Genomic DNA, 23745 nt, shown 5'->3' on the forward strand with positions numbered 1-23745 from the left:
ATAAAACTCGTAAAAAGAGGATGAGGATCTAAAGGACGACTCTTCAATTCAGGATGATACTGAACTCCTATAAACCAGGGATGATCAGCATACTCTATGACCTCAGGCAAGACGTTATCCGTAGAAAAACCCGAAAACACCAAACCACAATCTTCTAATTTTTTCTTATAATCCAGATTAACCTCATAACGATGCCGATGACGCTCTGTTATCCGACTGGAACCATAAATTTTAGAAATAAGTGTTTCTTCCTTTAGAGATATATCATAAGCCCCTAACCGCATTGTTGCCCCTAAATTATCCGATTCTGAACGAGTTTCCAGATGATCTCCCTTCATCCATTCATTCATAGCCGCAATGACAGGCTCACCTTTTTTACATAATTCAGCAGAAGAAGCATTTTTCATGCCAGCAAGATTACGGGCTGCCTCCACAACAGCTATCTGCATACCAAAACAAATACCAAGATACGGTATTTTATTTACACGTGCGAACTTGGCTGCAACAATCTTTCCTTCAGAACCACGCTTACCAAAACCTCCAGGGACGAGAATACCATGAACATCGCTAAGGTGAATGGCAGGATCTTCTTTTTCGAGAACTTCTGCCTCAATCCACAATAACTTGACCTCTGTATTATTGCTGATACCACCATGACGCAACGCTTCTATAAGAGATCGATAAGCATCTTTAAGCCCTGTATACTTACCAACAACAGCAATCTTCACCTCATATTTCAAAGAAAGAATCTGTTGACAGATTCTTTTCCAATTTTCAAGTTGAAGCGGATGAATATTTTTAATACCGAGGCAGTTCAAAACTGCATTATCCATCCCCTCGCGATGATATGTAATGGGAATTTGATATATATCATCAACATTGCGCGCCTGAATAACAGATTCCATCGAAACGTTACAAAATAATGATAGCTTACGACGTTCTGCTTCAGGTATATCTCGATCAACACGCACCAGTAAAACATCTGGATGAATGCCAAGAGCTTGCAATTCTTTTACTGAATATTGAGTAGGTTTTGTCTTGAGTTCACCAGCCGAAGAAATATACGGCATAAGAGTGACATGAACATACACAGCCTTGCTACCACTGCTCGATAATTCATTACCAAGCTGCCGAATTGCCTCAATAAAAGGCATGGCTTCAATATCACCAACAGTACCACCTATCTCACAGATTACAAAATCAACATCCTCATTTCCTTTGACGATAAATTCCTTTATCTCATTCGTAACATGAGGAATAATTTGCACAGTTGCACCGAGATAATCACCTCGACGTTCCTTATCTATAATATTTTTGTAAATACGCCCAGTAGTGATATTATCTGCACTTGTAGCCGAAATACCCGTAAAACGCTCATAATGACCAAGATCTAGATCGGTTTCAGCACCATCATCAGTAACAAAAACCTCACCATGCTGAATCGGACTCATCGTACCGGGATCTACATTCAAGTAAGGATCAAGTTTTCGTATCCGAACTTTATACCCACGAGCCTGTAGCAATGCACTTAGAGAGGCAGCAGCTACACCTTTTCCCAGAGAAGATACAACTCCACCGGTTATAAAAACATATCTAACCATGGAGAACCTATTCGCAACACCTATATACTGATAATCTCATTTTGCTTATAGAGGAAAACAGTAACCAACAATTGAAATCTAGAAATCCTGCAAACATATGCCCACTAACCACTCACTCACTCACAGAAGAAGGTGGCATGAGAGAACGATCTTTTTCTATTGGTGATTGTAGCGTAGAATTAGTCACAGGCCGATGGAACATGTCTCTATATTGTAGTGCGGTGTACCGTGATAAGACAGCTAAAGCGATAGAAGTGAGGAAGAAAAAAGCAGCAAGAATTGCGGTAATCCGCACCAGTGTATTAGCAGAACTACGAACAGACATAAAACGAGAAGGAGAAGTCGTATCAAAAGCATTGCTCTCAGAAGGCTGAATCAGAACAATACATACCAATCCAATGACGACCAATAGGTGTAAAATAATAACAAACATTTGCATTAAAAAATTCCATTCATAACTTGCAAACAAAAAAGAGAGTATGCCATGCTATCGCTTCAAAATACAATTTTATTGATAAGAATCAGCATATGCATAACCAAAATCCTCAATAATCTTTATAAAGGCTTGATCCTTAAGACTAGCTCCACCCACCAATACACCATTTATATTATCAATAGACAACAACTCATTCACGTTAGAAACATTCACTGATCCCCCGTATAAAATACGCATCCCCTGACCTTGTTCAGCAAAACGACCTAATAAAACCCGACGAATAAAAGAATGAATCTTTTCAAGCTCAATACCAGAAGGAACAAGCCCTGTACCAATTGCCCAAACGGGCTCATAGGCAATAACAGAACTCGCGATCCCAAATTCATCAGGCAAACTACATTCTAATTGCTCTTGTAAGATCTCAAGGGTTCGACCAGAGCGATAATCGTCTGCTGTCTCACCAATGCATACTACAGGCACAAGCCCAATCCTACAAGCAACTTTTACCTTGGCTTGCACTATTGCACAGGTTTCCCGATGACCAATACGCCGTTCTGAATGCCCTAAAATCGCAAAACTTGCTCCACAATCAGCAAGCATATTCGCTGAAATATCTCCCGTATAAGCGCCATATTCATCAACATGACAATCTTGCGCTCCAATCATTAACGAAGATTTTTCGCAAAGACGAGACGCCAAATAAGTAAGCGTTGTTGGAGGACAAACGACAACATCGACACAACGACTATAATTATCTATGAACTGAACGATCTTCTCAACTATCGCAAGAGATACACGCAGCCCATGCATTTTCCAATTTCCCATAACAAGAGGGCGAATGCTTGACGTCATCAAAATCCCCTTTAGCAAGATATAAATAAAGCAAATCCAAGCTTATCTGCAATCAATCCAAAAACCTCATATTTTCCCCAAGTATCCCGCCAAATCATTTCTTTCCTTGGGCCAATACATTTACACGAAAGAACATCTGCAAACTATGGTCACAAAGGTTTAAAACTGTATTACATTAATCAAGCAATCGCTTCAATCAATTTTCCAGAATATATTTTATCTCTTAGCCTATTTTTCAACCGTATATTAAAAAAACCCGCGTGCTTTATTCCCTCAATAACGTAGAGTTTGAACTTCAATATCTAGAATATTTCACAAAGGAAAACATACCAATAAAGCTACCTATATGGATATTATCGCACAAATGTTGATACTGGAATGAAACTTTTCAGGAACCCCTAATAATCCCGTTACAAAACCCATCGCGCTGAGTTTCCTCATTCGCCACTTACTGCCTCTTGAATAAAGATCCCTGTTTGAAAAAAAATTATACTCCAAATCATCCTTGATATCCTCATTCAAGAATGAAAATCCCTTAGAAAAACTGGGAAAACGATAAAGGATTTGGCTATACATTAAAACTTATGAGAGCTACTTTGTCTCCATGATTTCAATCCTTGATTGAATCGTTTATAAAAATTGTCTGTTCCTGTTTTTTCCCATCAGAATTTTTAGAATTATTGAAACGACATAACATATTCACAAAATCCTTTCTCAGACATGTTTCCTATCGTCTATTCTTTGCCTCAAAAACAATTCTTTGCACGTTTATTGGCGCAGTTATCAATGAATGCATAAAGTAGAAATAAGGACGATCAAGAAAAAGAATATAACCAACCAATAAACATTAAATCCCTTTCATTGATCGCAGACAAGTATCCTATGAATTCTTCAAAATTAAAGTCAAAATTCTTGTCCTAAAAGTCACAATCCTTGTCATAATGGCTCTTTAAATTTTGATATCTCGAATTGATTCTCAATATCCAAATCATATTCTTTAAGCTTACGATAAAGAGTAGAACGACCTATACCAAGCCTTCTAGCAACCTCACTCATCTGCGATTGATACAGCTCCATTGCCAATTCAATCATTTCTTTTTCAATGTCAGACAAGCGACGTATTTCTCCACCACAATCAATAGCGACAATATTTCCTTTAACACCTTGATTCTGATCATTAATATTATCTTCATCATCCAAAGACTTCTTCTCTTCTCCATTTTTTTCACAAAACAAGAAAGGAATAACATCACTACCTGTCACCTGAAAATTCTTACTGCAAAGTATTGATCGCAATACAACATTCTCAAGTTCTCGAACATTGCCGGACCAATTATAATCCATTAACGCAGCTAATGCTTCTGATGAACAATTTATATAATTGATTTTATATTGCCTACAAAAACGCTGCACAAAAGAACGTACAAGATATGGAATATCTTCACGACGCCTACGCAATGCAGGAAACATTATCGGAAAAGAACTAATTTTGTAGTAGAGATCTTGACGAAAATTATCTGTTTTTGCTTCTTCAATCAAACTTTCTCTTGTTGAAAAAATAAGACGGACATCTAATTTGAAGATATTACGGGAATAAACTGATTTAATTTCTCTCGTTTCAATAACACGCAAAAGCTTTTCTTGTATTTCCAGAGACAATCTATTCGGTTCTTCTATAAAGAGAGTTCCTCCATTTGCTTCAATAAATTTTCCAAAGTATTGCATGCAATTTTCGTCACATAAATTTGTTCCACCAAACAAAATTTTCTCCATTTTATCCTGTTCAATGACTCTACAATTTACTGTTATAAAAGGAAAAGAGGCACGCGGTCCAGAAGCATGGATAGCATGCGCTAGCATCCTCTTGCCGACTCCGAATTCCCCCTTAATAATAATAGGAGTACTACACTCAGCAGCTTTGCGCGCCAAAGCCATTGTCTGAATCATTGCAGGACTTACCGCAATTATAGAATCAAGCTCTGATACTTCGCGTATTGGATAATAATTATGAATTTCCATAGCTATTTTTATAGAAAAGATAATTTGTTCCGCCGACAGTGGTTTAAAAACAAATCCAAAAGCTCTGTTTTGAAGAGAAAGAAAAACCTGTTTGAAATCATCCTGATTCGTTTGCACAATAACTGGTATATTGGGCATAATTTCCACAATTTGTTTCAAAGCAAAAATGCCCGCTTCTCCAAATCCTACAAGACTGAGAAAAATGACATTTATATTTGTATTTGGACTACACAAAAAATCAAAAGACTTCTGCAAGTCATCCGCAATGAGAACATCGTATTTACAAGATTCCATAAGAATCTTGATAGCCATGCATTGTTCGCAATCTTTGTCTAAAATGAGTACCGTTTTGCTCATATTTTTGAGCATATTTTCCTCCGTTTTGTTGAAAAGTATATTATTATGTGAATGTGCCCTAGAAAAACAGCACTAATATTAGTTTTTGGACTATATATTAAATCGCAAGATTTCTGCAAATTATCCGTAATAAGAATATTATATTTATAAGTTACTTGATAAACTTGCATTATTTATAATCTTTGTCTAAAATGAGTGTTGCTTTATTCCTGTTTTTAAGCATATTTTCCTATTTTTATTGAAAAATATGTTTATATATAAGTTTGCCATCATAAGTTAAAAATCTTATGTGGTTTAATATCTCAATTTTAAAGGATTTTTTTTCTGATAAACCTGTGAAGCTCAATATGTATCACATTTTTCAAAGTGAATCCGTTTCGATTTCCCTCGATTTTTTTAGGATAATAAAATGATTATGCACTTATCCCCAAAATTCGTTTTTCATCATTCTGGGCAAATAACATATTCGCCTGCACCTGCTGATGAGTGTACGGAAAAGAATTCCGAAAAAGATTTAGGAAATCTTCCTCGCTGGAATCTTCAAGATCTTTATCCATCCCATAATTGTCCGGAAATTTTGAATGATATTGAGCGTATTGATCACGAAACTTTGGCTTTCAGAGAACGTTGGAAAGGAAATATAGCAGATTCGGCAACTCGAACTGATTACAGTGGATTAGGTGCAGCCATATCTGAATATGAGAGACTTGTTGATCTCAGTGTTCGCGTTTTTTCTTATGCCCAATTGCTCCATAGCTGTCATTTATCTAGTCCTGAAATCAGTAAATTTTATGTAGATACGATGGCGAAATTGACTGATCTTAGTAATCGGCTTATTTTTTTCACGTTGGAAATCAATAAGCTTGACAACAGCCTCCTTGAAAAGTCTTCTTTCCAAGATCCCCTTACTCTAAAGTATGATCCTTGGATAAAAAATATTCGAAAATTTAAGAATCATTTATTGCCAGATGAGCTTGAATGTCTCTTTTCTGATACTTCTCAAACTGGATCAGAAGCGTTGAGACGTTTCTTTTTTGAAACCTCCGAATCTCTCCGTTTTAATGTAAACGATCAAAAATTATCCCTTGAAAAAACATTAAATCTTCTGAGAAGTCCTGATAGGAATATCCGTGAAGCATCCGGAAAAGCAATGTCCAAAACATTCGAAAAAAGTGGGCACATCTTTTCTTTTATTATGAATACTCTTGCTCAAGATCAGGAGATCTGTGATCGCTGGCGAAAATATGAAAATATTGCCGATAGCCGTCACCTACAAAATGATGTAGAATCCCAAGTTGTAGAATCTCTTACTAAGGCAGTGAAAGATTCCTATCCACGCTTGTCACACAGATATTATGCCCTGAAAGCGAAATGGCTGAATTTAGAAAAAATGCGTTTTTGGGATCGTTCTGCTCCTTTACCAGAATCACCGCAATCTGTCATTTCTTTTGAGACGGCGCGCGAAATTAATCTTGCTGCATATGCTCAATTTTCTCCTCAAATGGCAAAAATTGCGGAGAAGTTTTTTGCTAACAACTGGATTGATGCCCCACAATATGATGGGAAAGGATCCGGTGCATTTTCGCATGGCACCACTCCATCGTCTCATCCATATATCTCCCTTAATTATGCAGGAGAATGGCGGGATGTTATGACATTAGCACATGAGCTTGGTCATGGTATTCATCAATGTTTGTCAGCGGAAACACAAGGTGTTCTCATGTGTGATGCTCCACTAACATTAGCGGAAACCGCTTCTATTTTTGGCGAAGCATTGATCTTTGATTCCTTAATGAAAAAAGTTTCTAATGAGCAAGAACGCAAACTCTTTTTAGCTCATAAAATTGAAGATTCATTGAGTAGTATTACACGTCAAATCGCTTTTTACGATTTTGAAGTAAGAGTACATACGGAACGTCGATCTACTGGTAATCTCCCTATGGAAAGAATAAACGAGATCTGGCTTGAAACTCAAAAGGAAACCCTTGGACCTGCTTTCATTCTTGATGATTCGGGTTATGACAATACCTGGATGATGGTGCCGCACTTTATAAACTCTTCCTTTTATGTCTATTCTTATGCATTCGGGAATTGTCTCGTTAATTCACTGTACGAAATATATAAAAGCAATACTATTGATGGTTTTCAGGAAAAATACCTTAATATTTTACGTGCAGGAAGCTCAAAACACCATTCAGAATTGCTTTCTCCCCTTGGCATTAATCTTTCTGATCCAGGATTTTGGAATAAAGGATTAAAAACCATAGAACGTATGATTGATAATCTAGAACAAATGTAATCTTTGAAGAAAACATTGTTTGATGCTCTATTTCCTTCCTTCACAGGATAACAATATTCTGTTGTTGTTAAAATTTTATCAAGCATATGATTTAACTGTGTTTTTTGATATACTCCCTTGGCTTTTTTGAAGGTTCGGGATTATCAAAAGAAAAGGACATGCGCAAAGAAGAATTCATACGTCTAGGCGTCTTGATACCCTAGGCTTATGCGATCCGCTCCTTTGGTATATGCTTTGCTTGTCCTGTGATTTTCCGTCCGTATACAACTATTAAGTCATGTGTCGTTGCCTCCTGCTTCAAAGAAGAGGATAGCATATTATTTTTGACGCCATGAGACGATTTGTTCACTCCTTCTTTTTAGCCTTTTCCATAAACTATGCACTTAATCATTTCGCGTCCATTGAAGAGTTTTCAAGACTTACAAAAAGGTGTCTTTACCTGTAGTCGTTATTTCAAGGAGATCAATGAGATGCCCGGAAAGTTTTCGACGGTAATAGTCGTTCTTGCCTTTTGGATTTTGATGGAGAAGACGCTACCCTTTAAACGCTGATAAAATTAGCAAGGGACTTTTGCATTTTATCGTATTTCACCAATATTCATTATATTTTCTCTTTTTCCGCCATTAGATAAATTTTTCTTGTTTCTCCTTATGCGGGATAGTTTTTAGTTTATAAAAAATATTCTTTATAAGTTAGAACAAACCATATCCATTATTATAGGCACCCTTGCAAATAGAGAGATGCTTGATTATATTCACTTCTCTATCGTGGTTATGCATGTGGTATGGTTCTTTTTAAAAAACATATTTTTTTTCTCTGGATCTGATTGCTATATGCTACATACTACGAATGTTATTGCTGTATTTTTAAAAGGCATTGCCTTTGTTTTATTAAGTGGTCTTATTTATAAAGCTTGAAAGCGATTACTGTAGTTTTTTTATAGAAATCGGGATAGCCATTGATTTTAGAGGACATGATTTATGTTTCGATTCCTCCTTATAAATGCCAAAAAAGCATCCTTCTGGTACTACGTGAATCATTTGATGTCTGAATAGAGCAACGTATCCATGTCATCTATCATAGCTCCGACTCCCCTTACGGTTCCTACTGTTCCTTATCAAGATCAAAATTTTGGCACATCAGGATTGCGTAGAAAAGTCTCTGTATTTCAACAAAAGAACTACGTAGAAAATTTCCTACAAGCAATTTTTGATACTCTAGATAATTGTACGGATAAAACACTCATTATAGGTGGTGATGGACGCTTCTATAATCGTATCGTGATACAAAAAATCATTAAAATGGCAGCAGCCAATGGCTTGAATCGGATAATGATTGGAAAAGGGGGAATTCTTTCAACCCCTGCTACCTCTCACATTATTCGCAAATACAAAGCGTTTGGAGGTATTATCCTCTCGGCTTCACATAATCCTGGTGGTGCCAAGGAAGATTTCGGGATAAAGTATAACGCCAGCAATGGTGGCTCGGCTCCAAGAAAAGTAACAGATAATATTTTTGAATCATCACTTAAAATCACTTCTTATAAGATCATGCAAGTTGATGACATAGATATTGACAATATTGGAACAAAAAAACTCGCTAATACGATTATATCAATCATTGATCCGCTTGAAGATTATATCGCATTAATGGAAAGTCTGTTTGATTTTGAATCAATTCGAAAACTTGTTAGTTTTGGATTTCGTATAGATATTGATTGCATGAATGCTGTTACGGGTCCTTATGCGAAGGAAATACTAGAAAAAAAACTTGGCGCTCCTTCTGGATCAGTGCGTAATTTTATCCCATTGGAAGATTTTGGAGGGTGCCATCCGGATCCTAACCTGTTTCATGCTAGAGATCTTTATGATAGCATGATGAAAGAGGATGCTCCTGATTTTGGAGCAGCTTGTGATGGAGATGGCGATCGCAACATGATTCTTGGCAAAGGAATATTTGTCAATCCATCTGATAGTTTGGCTATTATGGTTGCCAATGCTGGCTTAGTTCCTGGTTATTCCAATGATTTGGTGGGCGTAGCACGTTCAATGCCTACCAGTATGGCTCTTGATCGCGTTGCCGAAAAGCTTGAACTTCAACTTTTTGAAACACCTACTGGTTGGAAATTTTTTAATAATCTCCTTGATGCTGGTATAATGACGATTTGTGGAGAAGAAAGTTTTGGGACAGGATCTCATCATTCCCGTGAAAAGGATGGTCTATGGGCTATCTTATTTTGGCTCAATATCCTTGCTGTGCGAGGAGAAAGCCTTCTGGATATTGTTCGCAAACATTGGGCTACTTATGGACGAAATTATTATACAAGACACGATTATCCCAATATTCCCGCAAAAAATGCACAACTTTTAATGGATAACCTACGTTCGCAGATCGATAGTTTAACGGGCAGTTATATTTCTGGAATAAAAGTAGAAGGAATCGATGAATTCTCCTATAAAGATCCTATTGACGAAACTATAAGCGATCAACAAGGTATACGAATTTTATTCGAAGGATTTGCAAGGATAATATACCGCATTTCCGGAACAGGAACAGATACAGATAAAAAAACTCTTCGTATCTATATTGAGCGTTATGAACCCGATTCGTCTCAACACTTTCTAAAAACGCAAGAAACTCTCGTAGATCTTATTCGAATCGCTAAAAAGATCGCCTCTCTATGGCGTCATATCGGATGGCGAGATCCTATAATTGTCATAGAATAATCGGCTCTCATGTGCTCTTAGAGAAGAGCGATGACTATACAAAATGATCTCTATGAAGACCCTCTAACATTGGCAATAGCGATACCTAGTAGCAAAGAGCCCTTCTCTGCTCATAATCTCTTCCACATTGCGAAGAGAAGAATATCGCTAACACTAGATGTATCGAGCCTTAGCCAATTTTATTTTGCGCAGATAAATTTTATCGGTAAGCCATAAGGTAAAGAACTTCAGACATTACCATCATCCACATAATCGCTCTTAATAAATACGCTGATCGATAAAAACAATATGGAATCAAATACATAAGAACAGCAATAGTCAGGAACATATGCCACATTACAAGATAGCTTCCTTTTCTAAAACTATCGTATAAGACCATTAATAACTGAATTACCAAAATAAAATCTAAAAATAAAAAAAAGTGTTTCCGCATTTTTTGCATACATACAAATCCTCAACTAAAATCCATCCAAAAAACGCAATAACTCCATTTGCTTTTCGTATGTTAAAACGTATAGCATTTAATATCCACCTTAAATTGTAAAGAAAAATTCATAAAGAGAAAAATATTTCGATCCATCATATCAGGGTAAATAGAGATTTTTTTACTATTAGCGAAAGAAAACGACTGATAAAACAAAGAAATTCTCGGTAAAAAAGTACTCATCGTTTCGTAAAGCACTTTTTAATATTGAACATGGCGTATAAATCTTCCTTATAGTGAAAAAACTTTCATCTGAGGAAGAAAAGCTCAATTGATTACCTGTTGCGTTAATGATAATGAAAAAGCTCCGCAATCACTGTCTAGCTTGCAATAACAATTGCGTATATTGCTGAAAAAATGGCAAAAAGAACTTATAAACAATTGATAATTCTCAAAATCACGCAATCATTAAGTTGTTTTTACGTGCGTTTGCAAAAAAGATCTAAATCTTATATTTTGGAATGGAGGGATATATTTTGTCTTCATAAACGATAGTAATCCATTGTAAAATAGAACTACATTGTGTTATAAATGCTGTTTTCTAATCCCTTTTTAGTGTATAATCAGGACAATGTTTAACTAGTGGATTCTTTAATTCGAATTGTACCATCTATTCTTGCTGCAGATTTTTCTCGTCTAGGTGAAGAAGTTCTTAATGTAACCAAAGCTGGCGCCAAACAAATTCATTTTGATGTCATGGATGGGCGTTTTGTTCCCAATATTTCTTTTGGTTCTGACGTTATTAAATCATTGAGACCATATAGCGATGCTATCTTTGACTGTCACTTGATGCTTTCATCTGTAGATTCTCATCTGCAGGTCTTTGCAGACGCTGGTTGTGATATCATAACCTTACACGCCGAAGCATCACCTCATCTCCATCGCTCATTGCAGACCATTCATGCGATGGGCAAGAGAGCTGGCGTAGCAATAAATCCTGCAACGCCTGTTTCCATGCTTGAACATATTATAGACGAGGTTGATCTTATCCTCATCATGTTGGTCAATCCTGGATTTGGTGGGCAGCGCTTGATTGAATCTACGATACCAAAAATCAGTCAAGCAAAAAGCTTGATCAATAAACGCCCTATTGCGCTTGAAGTTGATGGAGGCGTAACATCACAAAACATTGGATCTCTCGCACGAACAGGAGCTAATATATTCGTAGCCGGATCAGCAATTTTTAATCACAAGAAAAAGGGATCCTATGCAGAGTGTATACAGGATTTAAAAACATCAGCCCTAGGATTACAAAACAATCAATAAAATATCATTTTCTAGAAAGTTATCTAAAACACATACGTCAAGAAAAAAATCTAAGAGATTTTTTAGAGAGTTGCTACAACTTGTAATACTACGACAGATATTGATGAAGAACAATATGTTTGCAGGATTTAAAAACATCAGCTCTGGGATTACAAAGTAGACGATAAGAGTGTTATCAACATAGCCAATAAAATATCATTTTCTATCTTATAGTTGTGAATTATTTTCTATACGTTGATTTTTTACCAAAAAGAATTTAAGCTTGATATATGATTTATTATATCCTATTACCTTCCTCCCCCCATACGCTGATCGATATGCTGTATCGTTCATGAAAGCTCTATATTGTTACTCATTTCTGGTGTGCTTTATAGTGTTTTAGATATACGCCATACGCTGTGTTTAATTTTTTCGTTCAATCTGGGCAATAAGTTGCCTGGTATCAAATAATTGGTTAAAATATGATCCCTCGTTATTCTAGAGATGAGATGGTTTCTATTTGGTCTCCTGAAACAAAATTCAGGATATGGTTTGAGATAGAGGCACATGCTTGTGATGCACTGTCCGATCTTGGCATTATTCCAAAGAAAGCAGTACAAACTATTTGGGAAAAAGGAAATAATGCCTCTTTTGATATTGGGCGTATTACTGAACTTGAAACCGTTGTCAAGCATGACGTTATTGCCTTCCTCACACATCTTGCGGAAATCATTGGTCCTGATGCACGTTTTATTCACCAAGGGATGACTTCATCCGATGTTCTTGATACATGTTTCAATATCCAACTTATGCGAGCTTCTGATATTCTTTTGAAAGATCTCGATCAATTGTTGCAAAGCCTTAAAAAACGTGCTTTCGAACATAAACATACGATAACCATAGGTCGTTCTCATGGAATTCATGCTGAACCTACAACCTTTGGACTCAAGCTAGCCACAGCTTATGCGGAATTTTCGCGCTGTCGTCAACGCCTTATTAATGCCCGCGAAGAGATATCTGTCTGTGCCATTTCTGGTGCTGTTGGCACTTTTGCAAACATACATCCAAACGTTGAGCAACATGTTGCTTCAGCGATGGGGTTAAAACCTGAGCCTATTTCTACGCAGGTGATTCCTCGTGATCGATATGCGATGTACTTCTCTACTCTTGGTGTTATAGCGTCTTCTATTGAACGATTATCTGTAGAAATACGACATCTTCAGCGCACTGAGGTTCTTGAAGTGGAGGAATTTTTCCATCTTGGGCAAAAAGGGTCTTCAGCAATGCCGCATAAGCGCAATCCTATTCTAACGGAAAACCTAACAGGATTGGCTCGTATAATACGATCTTATGCAGTTCCTGCAATGGAAAACATAGCACTTTGGCATGAAAGAGATATTTCACATTCTGCCGTTGAGCGCGTTATAGGTCCTGATGCGACCGTATATCTTGATTTTGCGTTATCCCGTTTAAGAAATGTGATAGAAGAACTAGTCATTTATCCCAATAACATGATGAAAAATATTGAACAATTTAGAGGTCTTATTCACTCTCAACGCATCCTTCTTGCTTTGACACAATCTGGTATATCGCGAGAAAACGCCTATCAACTTGTCCAACGTAATGCGATGAAAGTTTGGGAAAATGGTAGTGTTTTTCTTGAAGAATTATTGGCAGATACTGACATACGCGCAGCATTATCGGAGGATGAAATCCGTGAAAAATTTGACTATGCGTATCATACTAAGTACGTAGATTCTATCTACGAACGTGTCTTTTCCTCAATAAATACTTGAAAATACTCTTTGTTTATCCTCTCCTATTTTGATTTAGAATATAAAACATAATTTCGAAATGGCATGAGTGGTTTTTTGGAGGGCAAATAAACTAAAAGGGGCATTAAGCAGATTGCTCCGCCGTGATAAACCCGATATAGTTGCACGCGGTATTGCTATAGAGGAGCTTTGTGGACTCCAAGAGATTTTGCAAAAATTTTCGGAATCCAAGAGATTTTGCAGAAAGCTATAGAGGATCGCCAATATTTTTCCTCCGACAAGATATCAGAAAAAACCCAGATTGATTTTTAAAAATCCAAGGGCTTTTCGCCTTATATCCCCGCCCTGAATGGATTGATCTTTACGGCGTTTTTTTTGGTAATATATCTTCCAATAGATGAACTGCTACAGATAGGATGGACTGAGCTTTACGGCGTTTCTTGGTAATATATCTTCCAACAGATGAACTTCTAAAAATGAGGATTGCTAGAATCTATTACGTTTTCATGATCGACAACGCAATTATCGTATGTATTTCGTTTTTTATATACAGATGCACTTTCATAACCAGTGCTTGCAGATATTGTACCGTCCATAGCCACAGACAAACTCTCAAGAAACATTATAGGGGGATGGAAATCGAAACACCCCCAAGGAATTGAGTCAAAATCACTTACGTATTCGATTTTTATAAGTTTCTATTTGTGTTCACTGTGATCTTTAGTGATCGTCAGCGCTGGTAATTTTCTTTCCTAAAAATTATGAAAGCGATGTTTTGTTATGATAAAAATATTATTTTACTATTCTCTACATTCTCAAAAACCAAAGAAATCTTGACCTCAATACTTTAAGCTTCATGGCTTATACAAGCATCCCAAAAAGAATTTTAAATACTTAAGGGCTTATGTACAATCCGCCGAGATTTGCTTGCATTTCCACTCAAACGGCGCGCTTTGTCTTTTTCATAATCTGCAAAATTACCTTCAAACCACTCAACATGACCATCCCCTTCAAAAGCCAAAATATGGGTTGCAAGACGATCCAAAAACATACGATCATGGCTAATAATAACAGCACAACCCGCAAAATTTTCTAAGGCATCTTCGAGGGCAGATAGTGTTTCCGTATCCAAATCATTCGTAGGTTCATCAAGAAGAATAACATTTCCGCCGCTTTTGAGAATTTTTGCTAAATGCACGCGACCACGCTGACCTCCAGATAGCAAACTTACCTGCTGTTGTTGATCCGATCCTTTAAAATTAAAAGCTCCACAATAGGCACGAGAATTTACCTCATACTTACCAAGCTTGATAACATCATCTCCACCGGAAATTTCTTCCCAAACTGTTTTATCGGCACTTAAGGAATCGCGACTTTGATCAACATAGCTGAGTTGTACGGTATCCCCAATACGAATTATACCAGAATCGGGTTGTTCACGTCCAGTCAGCATACGAAACAATGTTGTTTTACCTGCTCCATTAGGACCAATAACACCAACAATTCCCCCAGGAGGCAAACTAAATGAGAGATTATCAATCAATTTGAAATCACCATAAGATTTTGATATATTCTGAGTTTCAATCACAAGCTTTCCTAGACGTTGACCGACAGGAATAATAATCTGAGCATTTCCAGGATGACGATCTGAAGCTGATTCTATCAATTCTTCATAAGAACGAACGCGTGCTTTTGACTTGGATTGCCGTGCTTTTGGAGAAGAAGAAATCCACTCCCGTTCACGTTCTATGGCTTTCTGTCGAGAAATTTCCTCTCGATTCTCTTGTGCCATACGCTTTGCTTTTATTTGCAGATATGCAGAATAATTGCCTTGGTAAGGAATACCTTTTCCACGATCAATTTCCAAAATCCAACTCGTCACATTATCGAGAAAATATCGATCGTGGGTAACCATCAATACTGCACCAGCATATTCCCGCAGATATTTTTCCAGCCATGCAATAGTTTCAGCATCAAGATGATTAGTAGGCTCATCAAGCAACAAAAGATCCGGCTGAGAAAGCAATAATCGACACAGTGCAACGCGACGCTTTTCTCCTCCAGAAAGAGGTTCTATAGAAGAATCACCATCCGGACAACAAAGAGCCTCCATAGCTATTTCAACTTTGGTTTCTAAATCCCAAAGACCCTGACTATCAATAGTATCTTGTAATTTAGCCCCCTCTTCAGCCGTCTCATCTGAGTAATTCATCATTACCTCATTGTAACGATTAAGAATGGCTTGTTTATGAGCAACGCTTTCTAAAATATTTTCCTTTACCTTTTTGGAAGGATCTAACTGTGGTTCTTGTGGCAAATAACCAACCGTAGCACCTGTAGCTAACCAAGCTTCACCATTATATTCTTTATCAATTCCAGCCATAATCCGCAAAATAGTTGATTTCCCTGCACCATTAGGGCCGAGAATGCCTATTTTCGCATCTGGATAAAAAGAAATGTTCATATTATCTAATATCTTCTTATTTCCAAAGACCTTGTTTAGACTTGACATATGATAAATAAACTTGCGTGCCATAAGATCACCCTGCTTTGAATAAAAATTTAATTGTGTTTTAGGCTAATTATGCTAACAGATCAACGATTGAGAATCTTCATTAGGTTAGTCCTTTATACTATCAAAGATTTATTTCTTAAATCCAAGAGAAAAACAAGGTTTATTCCATGTCACAAAAAATATACTGGCTTAAAAATGAAACGGGAGGCGATATAGCCTATCGTTATTATCAAACACGACCAAATCCTCGTGGCGCCGTACTCATCTGTCAAAGTTTAAAAGAAAATTTTGGTAACTGTGATTCTTTTTGTCGATATCTTGCAGAAGAAAACTTGGTGGTTTACGTCTGCGACTATCATAACGACAAAAAAACGACTGAAAATATTTCTCCTCATTTTCTTGATCAACAACCAAAAGATGTGGCAACAATCGTTGAAGATACGATAAAATTGCGAGCACTAATCTCCACAAGATATGAAAAGATACCCGTTATCCTTTTTGGTTATTCATTTGGTACAATTATCGCCCTTTCCGCTCTTATACATTCTCCTCACGAATTTTCGGGTATTGCCCTATGGAATCTTGATTTGCAATTTGGAAAATACACAAATATTTTGACGACTTTCATTTTAAAAGTAGAAAAGTTTTTAAAAGGATCAGATACTTCAAGTCGCTTTATGCGATACATGACTTATGATTTATGGCTTCGTGACTATCACAATTGGAAAAATTTTCTTCGAGATCCAAAACAAAATTCAAAAACACCAAAAAGTTTAGCCACACATCCAAGCCATGGCTTCAATATGCCTATATCAATGTGGATAGAATTGATGTCAGCGGCTATCAACATCAACTCTAAGGGATATTTGAATTTACTTCCCAAAAAAACAGCTTTTTATCTTCTTAGCGGAGGCAGTCCTGCTCTCGATACTGAAGAATCTTCTCAAATGCAAAACTTAGCAAAAAGACTATATCAAGAAGAGTTTTATAATATGTCTTTGATGACATTTCCTCCTATTCCTCCTCATCAATTGAAAGATCAATGGCCTCCGGAAACTATTAAAGCATTACGCAACTGGATAGTTAATTCACACCTTCCAAAGGCTATCAACTTGATAGAACATCATAACACTAAGGACTGATAAGCAATAACTTGTTATCTTTTCTCTATTGTGTTTGAATGGCACGATTTATTTTTATTAACTGATTAAAACCAAAGATTTTTCCCATGATCCCCCCCCAAAAAAATACATTAACTTCCATACTATTATCAACAACTGTCATTTTACATGGCTGTGATCAGTCAGACTCTGCACCTCGTAATACTGCCAAAGAGACAGTTCAAGAAATCATGATAAACGCCTCTTCTCGCAAAAGTATCGAAGAAGCCAAAGAATCTAGTAGTGATAGTCAAAATATAAAACAAACACCAAAACCCGTGGAAAATGATCTCCAAACAAACGATAAGCATCAGATTCCGCCTACTACTGATTGGTCTAATCCTCAAGATCTTTCTACGTTCCTCTACGCCCAAACAGACGATCCCATAGAAAAGGAAGTGAAAAATTTTCCTTTAGAGAATCTCCTAAGAATCAAGGAAACGATCACTGCTACCATAATAGCTACTGATCAACAGCTCGAAACGGAAACCAGCCAACAAACAATTAATGTTATTATCTCATATAAAAATTTACTAATGGACAAAAAAGAAATAATAACAGATGCAATAAAGCATAGACACAATGAACCATAGAATAAAACAGGAATAGGTAAAATCAAAGTATTGGTATTTACCATAGCGGGATGATACGGAAGCAAGCTAAAGGAAACTTTGGCTTACCCTTGTTCCCTATCCATATTGAAGGAACCTCGCAAACGCTTTTTAATACGATCTAGGAGAACAGGAGATATTATTTCTCTTTCCATTCAAAAAACTAAAAATTGCAAAAAAATATAGTTTTACACTAATTTTATTTGATTAACTATAAGTTCTACTTTTGGTTGTTATTCTTATAGTGCGATCATATATGATTACTCCATATTTTAATATGGAGGTAATGTGTATGTGTTAATGCGGTATTACACTGTTTTATTATCTTTACTTTTCTTGTCTTGTGCATCTTGTGAGTCTGATCCAGTGGTTGGAAGTGTTCGAGACCTGCTGGGATAAATGGAAACAATGCAGCCGCTGGACCTGCCAGACCCGCTGGACTATACGGGGCGAAAAAAATACACGAGGCAAATGCAGCCGCTGCACCTGCCAGACCCGCTAAACTACTGGAAGCACTGGGCGCAATCGATTTTCGGGACACGATGATGTTTTATTCTAGCCTATTAGGCGGGAAAAATGGAGCCGCTGGACCTGCCAATTCCTCGGAACTACTGGACATGCTGAGAGAAAAAGAACTACCAGAGAAAGAGAGGAAACGGTTGGAGTCGCAGAAAGTACGGGACTATGTGGAAAAAATGCAAGCACTAGACGGGATGAATGGAATAGACGGGGCAAATGCAGCTTCTGGAGCCGACAGACCCGCAGACCTACCTACGGGACCCGCTGAAAAAAGGGGAAAGATCGGATTGGCAGGCCGAAATGGCCGAAAACCTGCGGAAACAAACGGAAGAAATGGATTTTCAGGATGTACTGATGTTGGCTCATCACCTAGCTGAATAGACGGGAAAAATGAAGCCGCAGTCCTGACTGGACATGCTGGAAAAAGTGGAATTGATGGAACGCTCAAGCTCTAAAGGCCAATCAACATAAAGATACAAGATTTTGAGCAAAAAATAAACGGTTTTAAGCAAGAAGAAAAAAATCGTGATGATCTTATGAATCCGATTGACACTTTAATAGCCGACTTAAACAACCGTGTTTTTTTCTATAGGGGAGCGGTTCGTTAAAAATCCAATAAAGTAGCAAAAAGACTAGATAGATCAAGCGGCGGATGAAACACAAAAAATGATTCTTCTCAAGTTCAATCTGTATTATCATCAGAAAAAATACGGAGGGTAATAGCAATTAAAAGAGCTCGTTTACTCCTGAAACCGATGCAAAAAAAGATGAAACGCTCATTCATTAAGAATGGGCTTCAATTAAAGCCGTAAAGAAGAAAAGCAAAAGCCAAAGGATTACACTACCTTTGGCTTACCCTTTTTCATCGCCGCGCTAAGATAATCTTACTTATTTTAATGGCATGAAAAATTTCAATAATCGATTTTGAATATTTTTTAAATGGCTTAGTCTTGCGTTTTTATACATACAACTTGCGATATTAAAGGAACCTCGCAAATACTTCTTCATACGATCTAGGAGAAAAGCAAATATTATTTCTCTTTCCATTCAAAAAAACTAAAAATTGCAAAAAAAATATAGTTTTAAACTAATTTTATTTGATTAACTATAAGTTCTACTTTTAATTGTTATTCTTATTGTGTGATCATATATGGGTATTCTATGTTTTAATATGGAGGTAATGTATATGTTAGTACGGTATTACACTGTTTTATTATCTGTACTTTTCTTGTCTTGTGCATCTTGTAAGTCTGATCCAGTGGTTGGAAGTGTTGGACCTGCTGGAATAAATGGAAACAATGCAACCGCTGGACCTGCCAAATCCACGGACCTACTGGACATGCTGAGAGCAAAAGAACGACCAGAGCTAGAGAGGAAAGTATTGGAGTCGCCGGAATTCCTGAACTATGTGGCAGAAATGCAAGCAGTAATGTCGCAGTCCCTAGAGGACAGGATGAAAAGAATAGAATCTTTATATAAATTTAAAGATGATGAAACACAAAAAATGGCTCTTCTCAAGTTCGATCTGTATTATCCTCAGAAAAATACGGAGGATAATAGCAATTAAAAGAGCTCGTTTACTCCTGAAACCGATGCAAAAAAGATAAAACGCTCATTCGTTAAGAATGGGCTTCAATTAAAGCCGTAACGAAGAAAAGCAAAAGCCAAAGGATTACACTACTTTGGCTTACCCTTTTTCATCGCCACGCTAAGATAATCTTACTTATTTTAATGTCATGAAAAATTTAATTGAAATCCTCCTCGTCCTGAAAGACATTGAAATCCTCCCCGTCCTGAAGGACGAGGAGGAGACTGTTTTGAAAAAAATCTCCAGTTTATCGCCCTATTCTTTGAAACATGATCAGTTCACGAGGGAAGTCTTCACGAGAAATAATGAGATATTCCCAGTAAGGCAAAGCCTTTTCTGAGATTTTTTGCTCAATCCTTGACTTTTTAATGACCAAGTTTCCCCCCCCCTAGCCTTCTCCATGACTTGAGCCAGAATCCAATTAAAGTCTCAGAAGCACGAGAGCTATATATACAAACCACTTTGATATCACAAGCTAAAGAATCAAGAATTCTTTTTATGAGAGCTCTAGCGTAAATATCCGCTCCGAATTCTTGCATGTAGGCAACAATATCCCCTCTGGGATTAAATGGAGATAACGTGGTTTTTGTCTTATTCCCATATCCCCAAGAGCATACTCTTTGCATGCTCTACGCCTCTGCTAACGATAACCTTATTGCTTCCTTTATCTCTCTTGATACCATTGATTTCTTAAGATCATTTCTGAATAAAAATCTATGATGATATTGAATCAATCTATCTTTTGAACCACTTTTCGGGATTATTAAACCCTTTTTATAAAGTCAGAATAATAAATATATCTCAAATCTAAAAAATATACACATATGTCTCTTTATTCTTCTTGATTCGATGTCCATAGACTTGTTTATGAGCATAAATTAAGCGGATCTATTTATGAAATTCTGGTATAATGTTATTTTTAAGTTGACCATCTTTCGTGGTCCGCATATTGTCCTTTCTCTAGGAGATCTCTTGTAAATAAGATTCTCTGAGAGCGCGTAGCTCAGTCGGTAGAGCAACTGACTTTTAATCAGTGGGTCCTGGGTTCGATCCCCAGCGCGCTCACCAAAGACAATTTCTTTGGTGGGTTTTTGGCGGATAATTAAAATGCTACCTGTGATTATATTTAAAGCATAAAACGCTTTATAAGCAGATGATTATAGAGATCGACATCTCGTCATCATAACAAGCAAATCGATTAGTAACCAACAACAGCTTTGCTTGCCATATATCCCAAAGCCTCTCTTGAACCAGCACCATACAGCCATCAATAAGCCAACAAGCCTGCAGTCTATGAGTCTGTTACTAGCATTCTGCAACCTATAGACCTTCAATCAAAAGTCAGTAGCCAATGCCTATATCCTATAGACTTTTAGCGCATACTTCTTATGACAAACATCCAAATACCATATGTGGCTTTGTCATCGTATTGAGATCAATATATATTATCGTGCGACAAAAAATTTTTAAACTGATTTACCGCAATGGCTTCTAGAGAAATCATCGTAACATCAGATGATAATATCTCGCAACGACAATGCGATTGCCAAGTATTTTCAATAAGGTTTGTCTATTTTTTTAATACTTTATCGTTTTAACGCATCGCTTAATTGAGAGCAAACCATCACTTCAAGCATGTTTTATGTCCCTTCTTAGATACTGATACAATATGCATATCAGAAAACAAAAAATCGACTATACAATTTGCAAGGAGAAATCAAATCTCTATAGAGGGAGAAATTTTCATCCTAAAGAGGAAGAATGAATCCTCAATAGACATTCAATTTAAACTCTATTCTAAACTTTTTATCAGATCCATTACCACATTCTGTATTCATATACGAAAAACACTAGATCCAAGAACAAGTAATAAAATTATTTTTATAAATATTATTCAATATAAAAATAAAAACATTCACTTTAATGATAAATATATAAAATTTATTATTAAATTTATAATTGTTTTTTGCAACTTAAAATACCTAAATTAAATAATTACAGTATATAATGTCGATATCTATATTAATAAACATTATTTTTTTAATCTAGAAATATATTTTTTAAATACTTTATAGGAGATGATTTTTATGAATAATTTTAAGTATTGCGCTGTTTTATTATCTGCACTTTGTTTTTCTTTAGCGTCTTGTAATTCTGACCCAGTAAAAAAGGATGACCAGACGATAAATAATAACGTCCCATCCCCTGTTATCAAGCCTGTACATGCGAGTCCGCTTACAAACATTAAAACTGCAGCTGATTTTAATAATTTTATGCTAAAAGATAACATTAAACAAGAATTTAAGACTATTAATGATAGCGCAGACGCAGAAATTAAGAAATACGGCGAAAATGCGTCATCGACCTGGGACCTAGCTAAGATTATCATTTCGTCAGGGACGTCAGATGATGAAGTCAAATTCGGTAATTCATTGAAAAATCTTAAAACGGAATATGATGAGCTCAAAAACAAGCAGAAAATAACTGATTAAGAAACCGTTTAATATCTTTGTAACGGAATGCAGGATTAAAACAATGCGCAAAACTGTCCTTGAGAAATATTAAAATGGGAGGGTAAGCAAAAAGATATGTTTTGGCTTACCCTTTTTCCTCTCTATACTAGATTAATATATAATTTACGAGGATAAATCGAATCTCTATAGGGAGAGACTTAAACTCCAAAGTAAGACTTTAATCCTAAATAGGAAATTGATCCATTGAGAAAGAATAAAATACTTGATGGATATTAAACCCTTAATCAGATATTCAATTCAAAGCGTATACCAAACTTTTCCTTAGATTCATTACCCTATTGTTTATTTATACGAAAAATACTGAAAATAAAAACCAATAATAAAATTATATTTTTAAAATATTACGCAATATAGAAATAAAAATACATAGCTTAATAATCAATATATAAAATTTATTACTTAATTATAATTTTTTTTTATGTTTTAAGAAACTTAAATTATATAATTGTACTATATATCTTCAATTTCAATATTAATAATCGTTTTTTTAAAGCCAAAAATATTTTATAAGAGAGGATTTTTTTATGATTAATCTTAAGCATTACCCCGTTTTATTGTCTGCAATGTGTTTTACTTTGGCGTCTTGTAATTCTGCTGATCCAGTCAAATCCACTCCAACTACCCCACTCCAACCATCCCAATTAGGAAGAACAAAAAGAAGTGCTGACCTGACAAAAGATTCGACGGAAAATAAACTGGAAAAGTGCAAAAAAGATGTCGTTGATATGGTTTCAACAGTATCTGGAGTAATAGCTGAAAAACTTTTCAATAAACTAGATTCGGAAGATCCACAAAACGGTCAGAGCATAGATCAAGGATCGACAGAAGTAAACGAAACTTCACAAAACGATCAGGGTATAGATCAAGGGTCGACAGAAATAGACGAAACTCTACAAAACGATCCAAGGGTCGACAGAATTAGATAAAACTCCACAAAACGATCAGAGCACAGATCAAGTATCGACAGCAGTAGACGAAACTCCACAAAACGATCAGGGCATAGATCAAGAGTCGACAGAATTAG

The 23745-nt window shown here is 36.3% G+C and carries 18 protein-coding genes and 1 tRNA gene; 12 read left to right on the forward strand and 7 right to left on the reverse strand.

The genetic code is table 11. The features are described from left to right. The 4 genes from H0G72_RS01870 to H0G72_RS01885 form a co-directional block, all read right to left on the reverse strand. Window positions 1–1601 (reverse strand): CTP synthase (locus H0G72_RS01870; RefSeq protein ID WP_182017053.1); only part of this gene is annotated, 1601 nt, incomplete at its 3' end. A gap of 112 nt (window positions 1602–1713) precedes the next feature. Then, window positions 1714–2040 carry a preprotein translocase subunit SecG gene (gene secG, locus H0G72_RS01875; protein ID WP_182017055.1) on the reverse strand — a complete coding sequence of 109 codons (327 nt, stop codon included), beginning with the start codon at window positions 2038–2040 and terminating at the stop codon, window positions 1714–1716. 69 nt (window positions 2041–2109) lie between these two features. Further along, window positions 2110–2889 (reverse strand): triose-phosphate isomerase, encoded by a 780-nt coding sequence (tpiA, locus tag H0G72_RS01880; protein WP_182017057.1) that lies wholly within the window; start codon window positions 2887–2889, stop codon window positions 2110–2112. A 936-nt stretch (window positions 2890–3825) separates the two neighbouring features. Continuing rightward, the gene (locus tag H0G72_RS01885) at window positions 3826–5265 is read right to left on the reverse strand and encodes a sigma-54-dependent transcriptional regulator (protein ID WP_259345094.1); all 1440 of its coding nucleotides are present in this window, start codon (window positions 5263–5265) and stop codon (window positions 3826–3828) included. A gap of 409 nt (window positions 5266–5674) precedes the next feature. Between H0G72_RS01885 and H0G72_RS01890 the strand changes: the two genes are divergently transcribed. The 5 genes from H0G72_RS01890 (at window position 5675) to purB (ending at window position 13815) form a co-directional block, all read left to right on the forward strand. Beyond that, window positions 5675–7564: a M3 family oligoendopeptidase gene (locus H0G72_RS01890; RefSeq protein ID WP_259345095.1), complete on the forward strand. Its 1890-nt coding sequence runs from the start codon at window positions 5675–5677 to the stop codon at window positions 7562–7564. Window positions 7565–8631: 1067 nt separating this feature from the next. Beyond that, window positions 8632–10290, forward strand: a complete 1659-nt coding sequence (locus H0G72_RS01895; RefSeq protein WP_182017061.1) for an alpha-D-glucose phosphate-specific phosphoglucomutase — start codon at window positions 8632–8634, stop codon at window positions 10288–10290. A gap of 30 nt (window positions 10291–10320) precedes the next feature. Then, entirely contained in the window at window positions 10321–10506 is a 186-nt protein-coding gene (locus H0G72_RS01900) for a hypothetical protein (protein WP_182017063.1), read from the forward strand. A gap of 850 nt (window positions 10507–11356) precedes the next feature. Then, window positions 11357–12040 (forward strand): ribulose-phosphate 3-epimerase, encoded by a 684-nt coding sequence (gene rpe, locus H0G72_RS01905; RefSeq protein ID WP_182017065.1) that lies wholly within the window; start codon window positions 11357–11359, stop codon window positions 12038–12040. A 461-nt stretch (window positions 12041–12501) separates the two neighbouring features. Further along, entirely contained in the window at window positions 12502–13815 is a 1314-nt protein-coding gene (gene purB / locus H0G72_RS01910; RefSeq protein WP_182017067.1) for an adenylosuccinate lyase, read from the forward strand. 865 nt (window positions 13816–14680) lie between these two features. Here the strand turns inward: purB and ettA are convergent. Then, window positions 14681–16330, reverse strand: coding sequence for an energy-dependent translational throttle protein EttA (gene ettA, locus H0G72_RS01915; protein WP_182017069.1), 1650 nt, complete (start codon window positions 16328–16330; stop codon window positions 14681–14683). A 146-nt stretch (window positions 16331–16476) separates the two neighbouring features. Here ettA and H0G72_RS01920 point away from each other — a divergent pair, with 146 nt between their 5' ends. Then, complete coding sequence (locus H0G72_RS01920) at window positions 16477–17451, forward strand: alpha/beta hydrolase (protein WP_182017071.1); 975 nt, start codon at window positions 16477–16479, stop codon at window positions 17449–17451. Window positions 17452–17537: 86 nt separating this feature from the next. Then, on the forward strand, window positions 17538–18062 hold the full coding sequence (locus H0G72_RS01925; RefSeq protein ID WP_182017073.1) for a hypothetical protein: 525 nt from the start codon (window positions 17538–17540) through the stop codon (window positions 18060–18062). 268 nt (window positions 18063–18330) lie between these two features. On the opposite strand, the gene H0G72_RS01930 is transcribed toward H0G72_RS01925, so the two are convergent. Beyond that, window positions 18331–18621, reverse strand: coding sequence for a hypothetical protein (locus H0G72_RS01930; RefSeq protein ID WP_182017075.1), 291 nt, complete (start codon window positions 18619–18621; stop codon window positions 18331–18333). A gap of 1 nt (window position 18622) precedes the next feature. Here H0G72_RS01930 and H0G72_RS01935 point away from each other — a divergent pair, with 1 nt between their 5' ends. Both H0G72_RS01935 and H0G72_RS01940 read left to right on the forward strand, forming a co-directional pair. Further along, a complete protein-coding gene (locus H0G72_RS01935; RefSeq protein WP_182017077.1) occupies window positions 18623–18976 on the forward strand; it encodes a hypothetical protein in 354 nt (117 codons plus the stop codon). 809 nt (window positions 18977–19785) lie between these two features. Further along, window positions 19786–20166 (forward strand): hypothetical protein, encoded by a 381-nt coding sequence (locus H0G72_RS01940; protein ID WP_182017079.1) that lies wholly within the window; start codon window positions 19786–19788, stop codon window positions 20164–20166. A gap of 386 nt (window positions 20167–20552) precedes the next feature. Here the strand turns inward: H0G72_RS01940 and H0G72_RS01945 are convergent, their stop codons facing one another. Then, window positions 20553–20813, reverse strand: coding sequence for a hypothetical protein (locus tag H0G72_RS01945; protein WP_182017081.1), 261 nt, complete (start codon window positions 20811–20813; stop codon window positions 20553–20555). Window positions 20814–21179: 366 nt separating this feature from the next. On the opposite strand from H0G72_RS01945, the gene H0G72_RS01950 reads away from it, so the two are divergent. The 3 genes from H0G72_RS01950 to H0G72_RS01960 all read left to right on the forward strand — a co-directional run bounded on the left by H0G72_RS01950 (window position 21180) and on the right by H0G72_RS01960 (window position 23647). Continuing rightward, window positions 21180–21255, forward strand: a tRNA-Lys gene (locus tag H0G72_RS01950). 1019 nt (window positions 21256–22274) lie between these two features. After that, window positions 22275–22679, forward strand: coding sequence for a hypothetical protein (locus H0G72_RS01955; protein ID WP_182017084.1), 405 nt, complete (start codon window positions 22275–22277; stop codon window positions 22677–22679). A 566-nt stretch (window positions 22680–23245) separates the two neighbouring features. Then, entirely contained in the window at window positions 23246–23647 is a 402-nt protein-coding gene (locus tag H0G72_RS01960) for a hypothetical protein (RefSeq protein ID WP_182017086.1), read from the forward strand. The last annotated feature ends 98 nt before the right edge of the window (window positions 23648–23745 follow it).

The sequence above is a fragment of the Candidatus Liberibacter sp. genome (assembly GCF_014048425.1).
Taxonomy (GTDB): Bacteria; Pseudomonadota; Alphaproteobacteria; order Rhizobiales; family Rhizobiaceae; genus Liberibacter.